This window comes from Pedobacter frigoris (genome assembly GCF_005116445.1).
Lineage (GTDB): Bacteria > Bacteroidota > Bacteroidia > Sphingobacteriales > Sphingobacteriaceae > Pedobacter > Pedobacter frigoris.
On the sequence record NZ_SWBQ01000002.1, the window covers coordinates 717,858 to 730,987 of the forward strand.

Genomic DNA, 13,130 nt, shown 5'->3' on the forward strand with positions numbered 1-13,130 from the left:
GCTTTCATAAAGCTATGCTACTAATTATTTTTTTCAATGTGTTTTGCGGAACAGTAACTAAATCAGCACCTAATAAACTAACCAAGGGGTATTTATACCTAAATATCTATTTCTCCGAAGCGACAGCTGCAGACACATTAACTGTATCACTGGGCAAAAATATGCTGGCTACCTTAAAAGGAACCGCTTTCAGGAACAACAGGTCTGATTATAAAGCGGTAAAAAATGACAAAGGCTATTTCCGATTTGAAATACCTGTTTCTCAATCTTCAGGATATTTTGATTTGAGAAAAAACAGGGTAATGGGAGAAGTCGCTTTTAAAAAATCCGTATCTATACTTGAACCGCAATTTTGGGAAATCAACGATAGTTTAACTATTCGATTAAGTTTTAAAGAAAGTAAGCTTGGATTAGGAGCAGAATGTAAATTTAATGGCCGGGGAGCCGATAAATACAACCTGATTAATCAGTTTAAACATGTAGTTGTAGACAACAAGCTAATAAAGATTACTGAGATGTGGCCTAAAGGATGGAATGGCAATATTCTCCAATATGATCAATTTGATGCAATACCAACAGTAACGCAAGCCAAACTGCAATTACTGGAAAACTACAAAAGAAAACTCAGTGCTGAAAGCTATAACGTTTTAAAAGCAAATTTAATATATGCTGGCAAGAGCGCTTATTTTGGTGAGATTTCTGCATTTGTTGCTTCCGGACAATTCTCGACGCTGGATTTGAAATCCCGGGAAGCTATCATCAACAGGTTCAATTATTCATACGACTTTGAACACAATTATGGTATTGAGGAAAAGTATCTGGCGAAATCAATAAACTTTTTGCATTTCATGGCCAATAAGCTACAAACCGCATCAAGACTGAGCACTGGTAAATATTCGCCTGAATGGATCTTTAACAAAGCAAAAGATGCACATTTTAACCCCGAACTCAAGGAATTAATGGTAATGATGCAGCTTACTACCTTTAGACTAGCTGAAAACCCAGAAGTTTATTATGCAATGGCAAGGACTATCGTTAAAGACTCCAGCTACCTCGCACTGTTAAAAGAATTATCGATTAGGAGTCCAGGTAAAAAATTCACAGATTTTAAACTGGAAAGCATCGATGGTCTATTCAAAACACTACAAGATTTCAAAAATAAAGTTGTATTAATTGACTTCTGGTATACCGGATGCGGGCATTGCCAGGACTTCTACCGAAAGACATTAATAAAAGCAGAAAAGAAATTCAAAGATAATCCGCATGTCGTATTTCTTTCCATTTCCATTGACAGAGATAAACCGGTATGGAAAGAAAGTGTTAAAAAGGGTACTTATACCTCCCTGGATGCAGAAAATGTCTATACCAATGGGTTACGGGCCTTAGATCCCATTGTTACCCGAAACAATATCACCGGCTACCCCTTTGTGATCTTATTAGACAGGGAAAACAGGATTAAATTTTTCAACTCGAACAATCTATATCAGGAGGAATTGTTAACAGCAGCAATTAATGAGTTGCTCTGACTCTAAGTCTGTAGTAAATATTGCAGAAGATAATTAATGGCAATAAGGAGGAGGAAATCCTCCTCCTTATTATTAAAGCGCCCCTTTTTCCGAGTCAATATCCACATTTGGCCCATTCACTACTGATTCGGCAATGTTTCCCGAAGTACCAAAATTGAACGGAGAACTACCCGCCGAAATCAGCTTGCAGGGATTTTCATCACCTTCACAATCCTGTTCAATTTGATTGTAACTAAATGTTCTGTTTGGAGCTGTTCCTGTTGCTCCTGTTACATAGGCTTGATTAAGCCTTACCGCATTTGTAAATGCACTCGCGCTTAGTGCAACCGCTGCTACTGCTAAGCCAAAAAATACTTTTTTCATAATCGTATTTATTAAGGTTTGATTTTTTACCATATTTCTTTAACCAGGGTACGGCTTTACCTGCCTTGCCTAAGCAAAATCTTTATTTCTTATAAATGATCAACCCAAATATTGACAGGAAGAGAAAAATTGAATTAAACCAGATATGTTGCTTCCATGAGAGTTTAGAAATGATTCCCCCGCAACTGCAAGGCAGTTCCTGTTTAAACAGGAACATGTATATGATGTATATAATAAATAAGGTCATTAATCCTAATGATGCCATTATTCCATATTTTTTTGTCGCAGGAATAATAAGCAGTGCCGACACTAACAATTCCGTGATTGGAACCAGGTAGGCTATTATAGTATTGTAATCACTAATGAGTGGGTACTTCGTCAGTACATCCTTAAATGTTTCAATGGTAATTAATTTACCACCAGCAGTGTAGACAAATAGCAATACAAATAGATAAGTAATAGCATCAAAAATGATCCTCTTATTTTTTTCTGTCCACAGAAATAATCCTGGTTTATTTATTGAAGTTTCCATGTTTAAGTTCGCTTAATTTCAAAAATTGTTGTTCACAATCATAGTTTTATTTCAGGCTTAAAAACCAGCTGATCAAGACGTATTGAACAGCCGGCAATCAATTTCCCTGTTGGGTATAGTAAAATTAAATCAATGGTTAAAAAAAGCACCTAACCGAATTGGACAAAATCACCTAACCATTTTGGACACTTTTCGGGTATTAAGGAAAGGGGCATGTTTTTTGGCATCCGTAGGAGAAAAACCAAAGTGCTTCTTAAATTTCCGTGAGAAGGATTGGGGATCTCCATACCCAAATCTTTCTGATACGCTCTTTACTGAAAGATTATCTTGGGCTATTAAGTAATGTGCAGCATCCATTTTTTCCTGGTCACAAAAATCTTTAACGGTAACCTTAAAGGTTTTAAAAAAAGTTCTCGCTAAGGTACGGTGACTAATATTGAACATGTCGGCGAATTCTTCCACCGTTGGAAGTGGCCCCAAAAAAGAATGATATCTAATGTACTCATATACTCTGATTACAATTTCTAACCGTCCTGGTTGAGAAAACCTTTGCGGACTTTCTTGTTGCAAATGCGCTTCAAGCAGTTCATTGAAAAGTTTAAGGATTGCTGCTTCGATTCCAAGGATTCTCTGCTGTGTATAGTTCCCTAGATTACGCAAATATAAGTGCATCGCCTTGCTAATTTCACATACATGGAATATGTTCGGATCGGAATCATTTTGAAGAAGCTTTTTAATTGGCAATTGAAGTTCTGGATAATCATCATGCATTTTCCCTAAAAGATGGGGATGCAAGACGAAATAAGCCACCATGCTTTTGCCAGGAAACCAAGGAGATGAATACTCACCTGCGGGCACATACATAACGAAGCATGTTCCCTGTTTTAAACATATCATTTCTGATTTACCCCGCATCAGAAAATTTATTTCCCCTTCCATTATATAAAAGAAACCGAGAAAGGCCTGTGGCACTATAGTAGTGACAGCAAACGAATCGGTTATATGTGCATGAAACAGTGTGATAAAAATATTGGAACCGCTATATGATTGCTTCAGCAGACGCAACTTTGGCCCAACAATGTAATTCACCTGCGCATAGGAAATCTTAGGCTCAAGATCGTCCGGGCATTTATCATGATGGCTTATTTCTTTCAGCAGCTCCGCTGGAAAATTAAAGGATAGAGGCTCTTTCATTCAGGGATGGGGGAATGAGAGCCGCTAGCGACTTTCCAGTTTCTTTATCAGTGTTAACATCTCAAGGTGTGCAGTTTGCCAGTCTCCACGTGCAATTCCTTCGTTCCTGATTTTGACTGCCTTATCAATAGCTTCCTCTGGTGATTGTGCGAAAACCTTAACGGAGAAATCAGCTTGCTCAATGTCAGGGCTTGCACATACCTCAACCAAAAAAGTCCGGGCCAACGCCTCCTCAGCATCTTCAATTGACGTACAGATCGATACATCGTCGGGAATAGTTTTGGTGCCAGCCAGCTCTACCCGATAAGGATCTTGATTTTTATCGCTGATAAAATCGGGGTTTAAAATCAGATCAATAATTCTCAGATCCTGTTTGGTTTTGAAGCGGACTAAAAAGTTTTCCGCTTTCTCCAAACTATCAAATATCGCATGGACGGAATCCAGGTCATCCCAATCCCGTGCTTGGACGGCGTAGATTGTTTGATTATTCATATCAGTACTTTAACTTACCTAAAGCTCGAAACTTTATAATCAAAAAAAGGCGACGCAGATCGTAAAAAAACACGATCTGCGTCGCCTTTTTTTCAGACTTTGGTCTGCTTTTTTTCAGACGGTGGGTAGTTGTCTATTCTTAAACCGCCTTCTAAGCTTGCCGAGCGTATCGGTAGACATGCCCATATATTCAGCAATATATTTTAGCTGTATATAGGGAAAAAGCAAATTCAGTTCAACCTCTTTCTTTAAATAACGCTCTGTTGTACTGAGATCAATAATATCGTTCGCATGCTGTTTCCTTGCCACCTCAAAATCGCTCCGGATCTTCTCGGTAAGTTTATCTGTCTCTGCAAAAGTATCCTTTAAAATTTTCCAATTGTCATAGCTGATGAATATGACTTTACTATCCTTGACAACTTTAATCTTGACCTGGGACGGCTCCTGGTCAAAGAATCCAGGAATAGCGTAGATAAAGGTAAGGGCAAACCAAAACCAACTAGTTTTTTCGGCGTAGCTATCTTTATCGACACTTATTTCCCGGAGCAGACCATCAATTGTAAACCACACGATATTCTGTTTTGCCCCAGGGCTTAGGATAGTATTGCCTTTGCCGTAAGTTACTTCAAAAAGCATGCGGCGTAACATAGCTTTAAACTCTTTGCTTAATTCGATAAAATGTCCCATAATGCCAATTAAAATTTCGAAGGACTCGTCGGATATAGGGGTAACCGGAGCTTTTTTGGGATGATTGTCCATAGGAAGAATTAAAATACTGCGAGCGCAGAGGTTAATATTTAGTTCAATTAAGAATAGTTGTCAGCAGATGCAAATATTGACCAAAATTTCTAGACAAGCAAATCTTCATATTCGCAAGTAACTCTTAATAATCGATTTTAGGTGATAAAAATAAAAGGAGAAGAATGGGCATTACCCTCTCTTTAACGACCATCCCCACTTTTTCGAGCAAAATGAAAGCACCGCCGATTTGTCAAAAGAAATATAATATTTAAATTATATGAGTTAGGTTTTAAATGCGCTCTAAAATCCGAGTAAAACACTTGACAACTAAACAGTTTCTGCTTTATGACCAGCAAATAAGGAAGTCCTGCACGAACAATTTAATAGCGTTTTCGTAATATTGGATAATTAAAAATTATTTGACATGAAAGTTGTTTGGTTTATACGACATGGTGAAAGTTCGGCTAATGCCGGATTACCCACTACTGATCCGGGAACTATACCTCTAACATCAAAGGGAAAATCCCAGGCAGAAGCCCTAGCCAAAACTATAGATAAGCGACCTGAATTAATTGTAGTGACTCCTTACCTACGCACTCAACAAACTGCCGAGCCAACAACAGTTAAGTTTCCAGATGTGCCTATTGAAGTTTGGCCGTTGCAGGAATATGATTTTCTGTCTCCAGCTCAATGTATTGGGACCAGTGTAGAAGATCGCAAGCCCTGGGTAAGAGATTACTGGAATAAGAGCGAGGCAACGTATGTTCATGGAACAGGCGCAGAGTCCTTTATTGACTTTAAAGGTAGGGTAATCAATGGGATTAAGCGACTGCAAAACCGAAGTGAGAATTTTATTCTGGTATTTGTGCATGGTCATGTAATCCGGGCGACATGTCAATATATCCAGACTAGCAACGAGAATATAGACAATCAAAGTATGCGCTATTTCAGGGACAAAATGAGTAAGCTTTCTGTTGAAAATACGGCTATTTTCAAGTGTGAATATGATGATAATAAATGGACGGTTATAAATCCAAATTTACAATCGATAGAAAAAACATAAAGGGATTTGATCAAATCGCCTCCCTCTATTGCGTTATAATTACTGCCCTGACTTGGCTTTTTTCAAATTTTCGTTCGCCGCTTGCTGCTGTTTTTCTGCCTGCTCAGCCTGTGCCTGCGCTGCGATAATGGCATTCTGTTTGGCCATCTCCTTTTCCGCCATTTCCACCAGTGCGTTTGGATCTTCCCCTAACTTGGTGAGTATGGTTTTAGCCGCTTCAGGATATAGCGCCCTGATGAGCCAGAAATTATAGGCTTCATCATTGAGCCTATTGTTACGGTGGTTCAGGTATAAGGCTGTTCCAACCGAACTTGTGGTCAATAAAATGCAAACCACTACACCGATGATCAGATTTTTCGACCATGCCCCGAAATGATGGGAGTTTCTTACTGTTATAACTTTCGGAGTTGAAGCCAGAATTTGCTTGACCTCATCGATGTTTTGTTGAATTTTAGAGTGATCATATCTGTTATTTGATTTTTCAATCTGCCCATAGATATCAGTCATGGACTTGTTATAATGTTTTAAAAAGGTGTCTAAATATTCAGGCACTACACTTTCTAAGACCTTTACTCTTTCAACAAATCCTTCAAATAATTCTTCTAACATGTTTACTCTTTCTTCTATTTCTTTCATACTAGGTGGGTTTTGGGGTTAAATATTTACCTATCTGGTTACGCCTTGGGATTGCTCGGTCTCATGTTTCTTCCTTTTTCTACGGCGTTTGTCTGCATCGCCAATGGGATCTGATTGCGCCGGAATAAATTCACTGCGAAACAAAATATCCAATAAACTTTCCCCTCGGTCATGGCTGTGCTGATGTTCCGCTTGGACGTCAATTCGGATTGCTTCCCTCAACTGATCAGCCAGAGAAGGCCTATTAGCTGCTAATGCTTCCTGGTACTGTTTTACCTGATAATTCCTGTCCAGCTGTCTATCCAATTGGGCAAAGCTGAAGCTACGATCTACTGAAGAACCTTTCATTTTTAGGGTTCCCTTTTCAAACGAAATGCCTTGCACCTCATTGGTTCCACTACGGTATTTATAGGCTACGGCTATTCCCTTCGCATTCAACTTACTTTCAAATCCTTTCCAGCTGATCGACTGCTTCAATGCACTTTTAATGGAATCATAGAGTTCATATTTCAGACTTTCTTTTCCTTTCAAGGCGAGACGGTTGACCAGTTCTTTGCCTTCTCCAAGGTGGTAGCCATACTTTAATGTGATGTCTTTACAAGCTTTTATATTGCGCTGGTAATCATTTTTATCAGTAATTGTCTGACCGGAATTATCAACCCGGTTATACACGATATGCAAGTGCGGATGCTCCCTGTCATGATGTCTCACAATTAAACATTGTGTATTAGCAATCCCCATTTTTTTCATGTATTCCTGCGCTCTTGCGACCATTTGCTCATCGTTGAGCTTAGGCAAATCCTCTTTGCTCCAGCTGAGTACCAAGTGCCCGACAGCCTTTCCCAGACCTGGTCGCAACTTGCGTTGCAAATTAAAATCCTGTGTAATTGATTTTGCATCCTGAATCCTCACCCCCTCTGCTGAAAGGATTTTCGCATCTGGTTTATCCAGGAGATACCGGACGCAGCCTCCGAAGCTTTTTCCAGTGATTGGTTTACCGATCATGATTACTGATTTTAGTTAACAAACTTTCTATTTGAACCAGTAGCGCCTGGCACTTTAAAGCCAGGCTAAATAGTCCATTAACATGCGCTAGATGTGTCAGCTGATTGAGGTTGTTTGACAAGCCTGATAAATCCCTGAACCAGCCCACTTCCTCGGTTGAAAAGCGTGGAACTACCTTTGCACTTTTCGCCGCTTTGCGGCACCATTCGCTGGGCTTCATTCCGGCAACTTTAGATTTGTTTTCTATAAAAAGGCGTTCAGTAGGAGTCATCCTTACCATCAGCAAATCACTTTTTTTGATCAATTTTTTTGGTCTGCCTGGCAGACGCTTATTGTTGTCTTTGGGATTAGATTGTGTTGCTGTCATTAATTTCCTTCATTAAACTGTTTGGAATGTCGACCACCGGGAGCGAGTTCCCCGAAGCACCTTTTTGGGGTGCCGGGGAGTTTTTGTATAGCAAAAACATTAACTCGCTCCTTACCAACCGCCAATAGTGAGGGTACGAACTGATTGGCGGTTCATCTTACTTTTTTTTAACTGTAAATAGGATCTAGACTCCCCATGACTGCCGACAGGACAATTGTTCTGGCAGATCGTAAAATGGTAACAGGATTTTGTTCACAGATATAACAGATAAAAGCATCAATCCGATTAGATCCGAGATCACCTATACTATATATCTGAATATCTAGATATACAAATATTCAGATATACAGCTATACGAATATGTCCTGTTTCTTATCAAACCTACCTGGGCTTCCCTCGACTGAGTTGGTCAACCCAATAGTCGTTAACGTCCTCGAACTTGGGATAAAAAACGGATGCATCAACGGCATTCTTAAAGGTATTCATGACGAGTTCCGTTGCTTTTCTCCCAGCACTGTTTTGGTCGTAATAGGCGAAGATATTTTTGTAGTCGCCCATAATATCAAGTGCCCTGGAGAGCATGTTCACCGAATTTAAGATCAAGTAATTAAAATCGGCATGGTCTTTAGGGTGCATAGTCAACAGCGACAAAAAGTCCATATAACCCTCCACTGATTTTAAGTTTTTTGATCCGTTATCAATTAGGGTAAAGTCCTTTGGAGAAGAGCTAACCTTTATCAATGAACTTCGTAATTCATAACCGCCCGATTTATTGGCGAATGAAATTGCAGTATATTTTTTTCGATATATTGTAAAGTCGGCTTGTTGACAATACTTTTTGGCAATGTTAAGGTTGATTCCTCTGCTCTTCAGGTAGGCTAATAAACTTTGATCCACCAGATCATAGGCACCTATAATCTTAACTTTACTTTCTTCTTCCTGTTTATTAAGGGCAGCTCTATCTACTGGAATCAATACCGGAGTATAATTTGATCCTGAAAGCATTTGCAATAAATCAGAAACACTGCATTGATGCAGGCGGGTACCGAGATCAATAAGGTTTCCACCGCATCCCTCACCGAAATCATACCATATATTACGAAGGCTATTTATTTTAAAAGAGGCGTGTTTCTCATTTCTAAAAGGGGATATATACCAGTGATTGTATCCTTTGCTATTTTGCGGGTTAAAACCCAGGTGTTTCAGGTATTCTATTATTGGAATTAACCTTGCTTGCTCACATGTTAAATTACTCATACTAATTACTTTATAGGGTTCGTACTCTATTTTTTGATGATTTGATGAACAGCACCACTAATATACTGTATTACAGAATGTTGTAGCGTCATCAATTGTTCATCAAACGCATCATCACTTTTTGTTCCATCATTTTCTCTTCATCAGCATCTCTATTTGATGAACTGATGATGAAGTTTTGATGACAGTTATTTTATTCATAATCAATTATTTATATTGATTGTCATCAAATCATCAACAATCATTTAGTTTTAAAATGGTTTCCATATCCAGCGTATAAAATCTGCCTTTACTTGCCTGTTCATATATATTTCCTTCGGTAGAAAATTTGTATTGCATATAGGCATTGGAATTAGATGCTGGTTTTAAATTCCATACGTTTTGCAGCACTCGTCTTATCGAGGTAGTATCCGGGCTTCGGATGCCTCTTCGGTTTAACCATCCCTGGGCATCACCGATACAAAAACGGATCTCTTTTAATTCCTGGTCGTCTACTATTGACAGTAGCACCCCTGCAAGCTCAACTTCGAGCTTAACTCTGTTCTGCCGAATTACTTTTTTCAAGGCAGGCGTGAAGATTTGTTCAGGACTAAACCACATTCTGGTTTGATTAGCGCTGGTCATTTTCCGTTTAGTTAGGTAATATACCAGCATGGGAATTTCTTCTTTCAATTTTGCTAGCAGATTTGGATTATCAGAGATAAGCACCGGGATTCTCCTTATCCAATACCTTGTTTCACCTGGATCAATGATCAGGAAGTTATCTTCGTTATTACTGCAAAGGACAAACTTGCCGAAAAATTCCGTCTCCTGCCGATCCATTCCTTTAGCTTCAGTTTTGTAGAATGTGGCAGTACTCAGATTTTTAAGCCGTTCTGAGTCCTCTCTTCGTTCAAGAAAAGTCTCATCGACACCAATCAACAGCTTTTGCGTCCATTCCGCATTGAAATTGGAACGAAAATCCTCATTGGTATTGATCGTCATGTTGTCACCAAAGATGGCTTTCAGCCAGTTTAGGAATGTAGTTTTGCCTGTATTGCGCTCAGCGCTGACCAGGCAAAGGATTGGGAGCCTTTGCATAGGCCTTTCCAAAAGGAGCTTCAAATAGTCTAAGCCAATCTCCAACTGGTCACCGAATATATGCCGGAGATAGTTAAGGCTGGTAAGCGGCTCACCTTCCTTAGCTTTATGTTTAAAAGGGTAATAACGGTTGTAAAAATTCTCAACTATCCGCTGATAGTTTAAATGGCTGGGAACAAAACAGAAGCCATCATACTTTTCTATTTCAGACAAATAGCTTTTCCCGTGATCCTGCTTGATGCATTCTGCTGACCAAGGGACGAGCATAACCATTGCATCTCCTGAAGCTAAAGGTTTTCTGACAGTTTTATAATAGCTGGTGCCAATGCGGATGTAAGGGTGCGCCTGTTCCATATTAGCCCTCACTTTCTTCGCAATTTGCGTTTGAGAACAAAATCTTCCGCCCTGTCTGCTACCTCAGCATCGCTTAACTTTTTGTGGGATAAAAGCCATTCCAAAATTGCATTTTTTGAGAACCTGACCCCACCATTTGGCAATCCGATATAAGGAATTTTCCCTTCTGACTTGAGCTGATAAAGTGTCTGCCGAGCATAACCTGTAACCTTTTCGGCGATCTCATAACCGCCGATCTCATCTTCTCCAGGGCGCCCCATAGTAGGGGCTTTCCCCTCCATAGGTGGATTTGTTTCTTTAAGAATGGTTAATAGATCGGACACTTTCAAATCTATTAGCCTGGTGTTTTCATTGATATTCATTTTACCTCCGTTTTGATTAACGGAAGCAAAAAAATAGAAGAAAATAAACCTATACGAACGATTGTTCGTTATCGAATGATCTAATAAAAAGTTCTATCATAATTTAGTTACAACAGTAATTTACTATGTTTTTTTACTTCACCCTGTAGACCTTTACGTACTCATCCCCAACGGACTTCATACGGCTATCTTCAAGAAATATTAAAGATTTTGAGTTCTCTAGCGCAAAAACTTCCCTCAATAAATGCCTTTTTTTGTTACGAAGAATATCGCTTGAAAGTACTTTAACCTCATCAATACAATACTTCAAGAAGCCCGAAAAGGATTTGTTAAATGATCCTGCATAGGCAATCTCATTAATTAATATTTTTCCATCATCTCTAATATTGAACAATTGACCATTTTTACTAGCACTATTTAAGTCATTAATAAATGCCTTAAAATTTGCCTCCTTTTCTTCTCGTGTTTTTCCTATAAGCCAATAACTAAAGAAGCTCGGGGGTATGGTATCGAAAGTTTCCTCACCATCAGCTCCTCCAAATAACTTCTTACGCCAATCTTTACCCCAAAACAGAAACAAAACACCGTCAATATTTTTCTTGACACTGGTGGGAAATAGATTATTTACCAGGATGTAGCCTACAATACTAGTAATAACAAATCCAACCAGACTTATTGTAACCATGCTCTGTTCTGGGAATATGACGCCTAAGAATAAAAAAAATATTCCCATCATTAAAAAGCCGAGGGCAAAGAGGATCATTAATACATAATGAAACACGCTAACATGGATATAAAATCTACGAAGTTTACTTGCATCTATGTAATCCAGGCCCTTAAAAGTCCCTCTTATTTGCATCAGGCGATCATCTGGAGTAAGTTTATGGAAGCGTCCACCTAATTCATTCAACCAGTTCTGCAAGTTTATGGAAAGAAATAACTGTACTGGCACAATCCAAATAGCCAAGCAACTAAATACGACTATTAAAGTTATTCGTACCGTTGGAAAAAGCAAATACAGCAGCGAAAAAATAATTACCAGGCCAATTTCAAAAAATATCTTTTTCATATCAGAGTTTTGGGAATTTAGCCATCTCCATTACTTTTTTCTGGTCAACAATTTTCGCATATATTTGGGTCATCTCAATTTTACTGTGTCCCAGCAGCTCCTTCATTGTATATATATCAATGCCATAAGTTAAACCTATTGTGGCAAATGTGTGCCTGGCAGCATGAAAATGAAGATTTTTTTGAATCCCCGCCCCTAAACCAAAAAACTTTAAATAAGTATTGATTACTTGACCAGATGGCAAATTCCAAAAAACTTTAGAATTTTTTGGATGCTTCGGAATGCTGGCTATAATAGCTTTAGCATCATCAACTAATGGCACTCGAACAATTTTTTTTGATGTCTTAGCAGGACGAAAAACAATCTCATCACCGACAATTTCATCATAGGTAAATTTCTTCACATCTGACAACCTCAATCCCGTAAAACATGAAAACAAAAAGGCCTCCTTTATTTGAGGATTGCCTCTCTTGGGAACGTATTCAGCAAGTGCCCTAACTTCTTCCATCGTTAAGGTGGTCTTTTCAACATCTGCTTCACTTACAACTTTGAATGTTGAGAAAGGTGATGTTTTTAAAATACCCTTGGTGACCAACTTATTGAAGAATTGGCGAAAAGTACACATATAAGAGTTAGCTGTATTTTGCGCAACAGTGTTAAGGAGATGGGTTTGAAAAGTATCCAATAATTCATTATCCACGTCCTGGAAGTATACGGTTCTTTTCCCATAGTATTTTTCAAGTTGAATGGTGACACATTCTAACCTGTAATTATACTTACTCTTTAGGCATTGCCGGAAATAATTGATCAAATTATAATCGGTTTTACCAGGCTTCTTATACCCGTTCTCAGAAAAGTTCGTGTCGGTCTCCCTGGAATTCCTGATGGCATTGATTACCTTCATATTATCTTTGTCGGCTTCAGCAACCCTTGTTTTGGGATCAGAATAGTCCTTTGATACATATATTTTGAGAAATTCATAATTGCGGGGCCCATCACCACTATTATTCGAATAAATATCCAAATACGCACTAAACTTTCCACTAGCCAATTTTTTATACCTTACCTTTACCATGAGATTACGTTTTT

General features: G+C 38.7%; 15 protein-coding genes. 2 read left to right on the plus strand and 13 right to left on the minus strand.

Annotated features, from left to right (window positions below; genetic code table 11):
- Positions 1-14 precede the first annotated feature (14 nt).
- Positions 15-1,526 (plus strand): TlpA family protein disulfide reductase, encoded by a 1,512-nt coding sequence (locus FA047_RS09640; protein WP_169304375.1) that lies wholly within the window; start codon positions 15-17, stop codon positions 1,524-1,526.
- A gap of 72 nt (positions 1,527-1,598) precedes the next feature.
- Here the strand turns inward: FA047_RS09640 and FA047_RS09645 are convergent, their stop codons facing one another.
- The 5 genes from FA047_RS09645 to FA047_RS09665 all read right to left on the minus strand — a co-directional run bounded on the left by FA047_RS09645 (position 1,599) and on the right by FA047_RS09665 (position 4,866).
- A complete protein-coding gene (locus tag FA047_RS09645) occupies positions 1,599-1,889 on the minus strand; it encodes a hypothetical protein (RefSeq protein WP_136835829.1) in 291 nt (96 codons plus the stop codon).
- Between the two features lie 82 nt (positions 1,890-1,971).
- Positions 1,972-2,421: a MauE/DoxX family redox-associated membrane protein gene (locus FA047_RS09650; protein ID WP_136835830.1), complete on the minus strand. Its 450-nt coding sequence runs from the start codon at positions 2,419-2,421 to the stop codon at positions 1,972-1,974.
- Positions 2,422-2,589: 168 nt separating this feature from the next.
- Positions 2,590-3,615 (minus strand): helix-turn-helix domain-containing protein, encoded by a 1,026-nt coding sequence (locus tag FA047_RS09655; protein ID WP_136835831.1) that lies wholly within the window; start codon positions 3,613-3,615, stop codon positions 2,590-2,592.
- 24 nt (positions 3,616-3,639) lie between these two features.
- On the minus strand, positions 3,640-4,107 hold the full coding sequence (locus FA047_RS09660; protein WP_136835832.1) for a hypothetical protein: 468 nt from the start codon (positions 4,105-4,107) through the stop codon (positions 3,640-3,642).
- A 114-nt stretch (positions 4,108-4,221) separates the two neighbouring features.
- The gene (locus tag FA047_RS09665) at positions 4,222-4,866 is read right to left on the minus strand and encodes a Crp/Fnr family transcriptional regulator (protein WP_136835833.1); all 645 of its coding nucleotides are present in this window, start codon (positions 4,864-4,866) and stop codon (positions 4,222-4,224) included.
- A gap of 406 nt (positions 4,867-5,272) precedes the next feature.
- Here FA047_RS09665 and FA047_RS09670 point away from each other — a divergent pair, with 406 nt between their 5' ends.
- Entirely contained in the window at positions 5,273-5,911 is a 639-nt protein-coding gene (locus FA047_RS09670) for a histidine phosphatase family protein (RefSeq protein ID WP_136835834.1), read from the plus strand.
- 39 nt (positions 5,912-5,950) lie between these two features.
- Here the strand turns inward: FA047_RS09670 and FA047_RS09675 are convergent, their stop codons facing one another.
- The 8 genes from FA047_RS09675 to FA047_RS09710 form a co-directional block, all read right to left on the minus strand.
- Positions 5,951-6,547 (minus strand): hypothetical protein, encoded by a 597-nt coding sequence (locus tag FA047_RS09675; RefSeq protein ID WP_136835835.1) that lies wholly within the window; start codon positions 6,545-6,547, stop codon positions 5,951-5,953.
- Positions 6,548-6,577: 30 nt separating this feature from the next.
- A complete protein-coding gene (locus tag FA047_RS09680; RefSeq protein ID WP_136835836.1) occupies positions 6,578-7,552 on the minus strand; it encodes a relaxase/mobilization nuclease domain-containing protein in 975 nt (324 codons plus the stop codon).
- Positions 7,542-7,919 carry a plasmid mobilization protein gene (locus tag FA047_RS09685; RefSeq protein WP_136835837.1) on the minus strand — a complete coding sequence of 126 codons (378 nt, stop codon included), beginning with the start codon at positions 7,917-7,919 and terminating at the stop codon, positions 7,542-7,544. The genes FA047_RS09680 and FA047_RS09685 overlap by 11 nt, the downstream gene beginning before the upstream one ends.
- Before the next feature lie 381 nt (positions 7,920-8,300).
- Positions 8,301-9,176, minus strand: a complete 876-nt coding sequence (locus FA047_RS09690) for a toprim domain-containing protein (protein WP_136835838.1) — start codon at positions 9,174-9,176, stop codon at positions 8,301-8,303.
- Between the two features lie 234 nt (positions 9,177-9,410).
- On the minus strand, positions 9,411-10,610 hold the full coding sequence (locus FA047_RS09695; RefSeq protein ID WP_136835839.1) for a primase-helicase family protein: 1,200 nt from the start codon (positions 10,608-10,610) through the stop codon (positions 9,411-9,413).
- An 8-nt stretch (positions 10,611-10,618) separates the two neighbouring features.
- Complete coding sequence (locus tag FA047_RS09700; protein WP_136835840.1) at positions 10,619-10,972, minus strand: helix-turn-helix transcriptional regulator; 354 nt, start codon at positions 10,970-10,972, stop codon at positions 10,619-10,621.
- Positions 10,973-11,105: 133 nt separating this feature from the next.
- Positions 11,106-12,041 (minus strand): hypothetical protein, encoded by a 936-nt coding sequence (locus tag FA047_RS09705; protein ID WP_136835841.1) that lies wholly within the window; start codon positions 12,039-12,041, stop codon positions 11,106-11,108.
- A 1-nt stretch (position 12,042) separates the two neighbouring features.
- Positions 12,043-13,116 carry a site-specific integrase gene (locus FA047_RS09710; RefSeq protein WP_136835842.1) on the minus strand — a complete coding sequence of 358 codons (1,074 nt, stop codon included), beginning with the start codon at positions 13,114-13,116 and terminating at the stop codon, positions 12,043-12,045.
- Between the last annotated feature and the right edge of the window lie 14 nt (positions 13,117-13,130).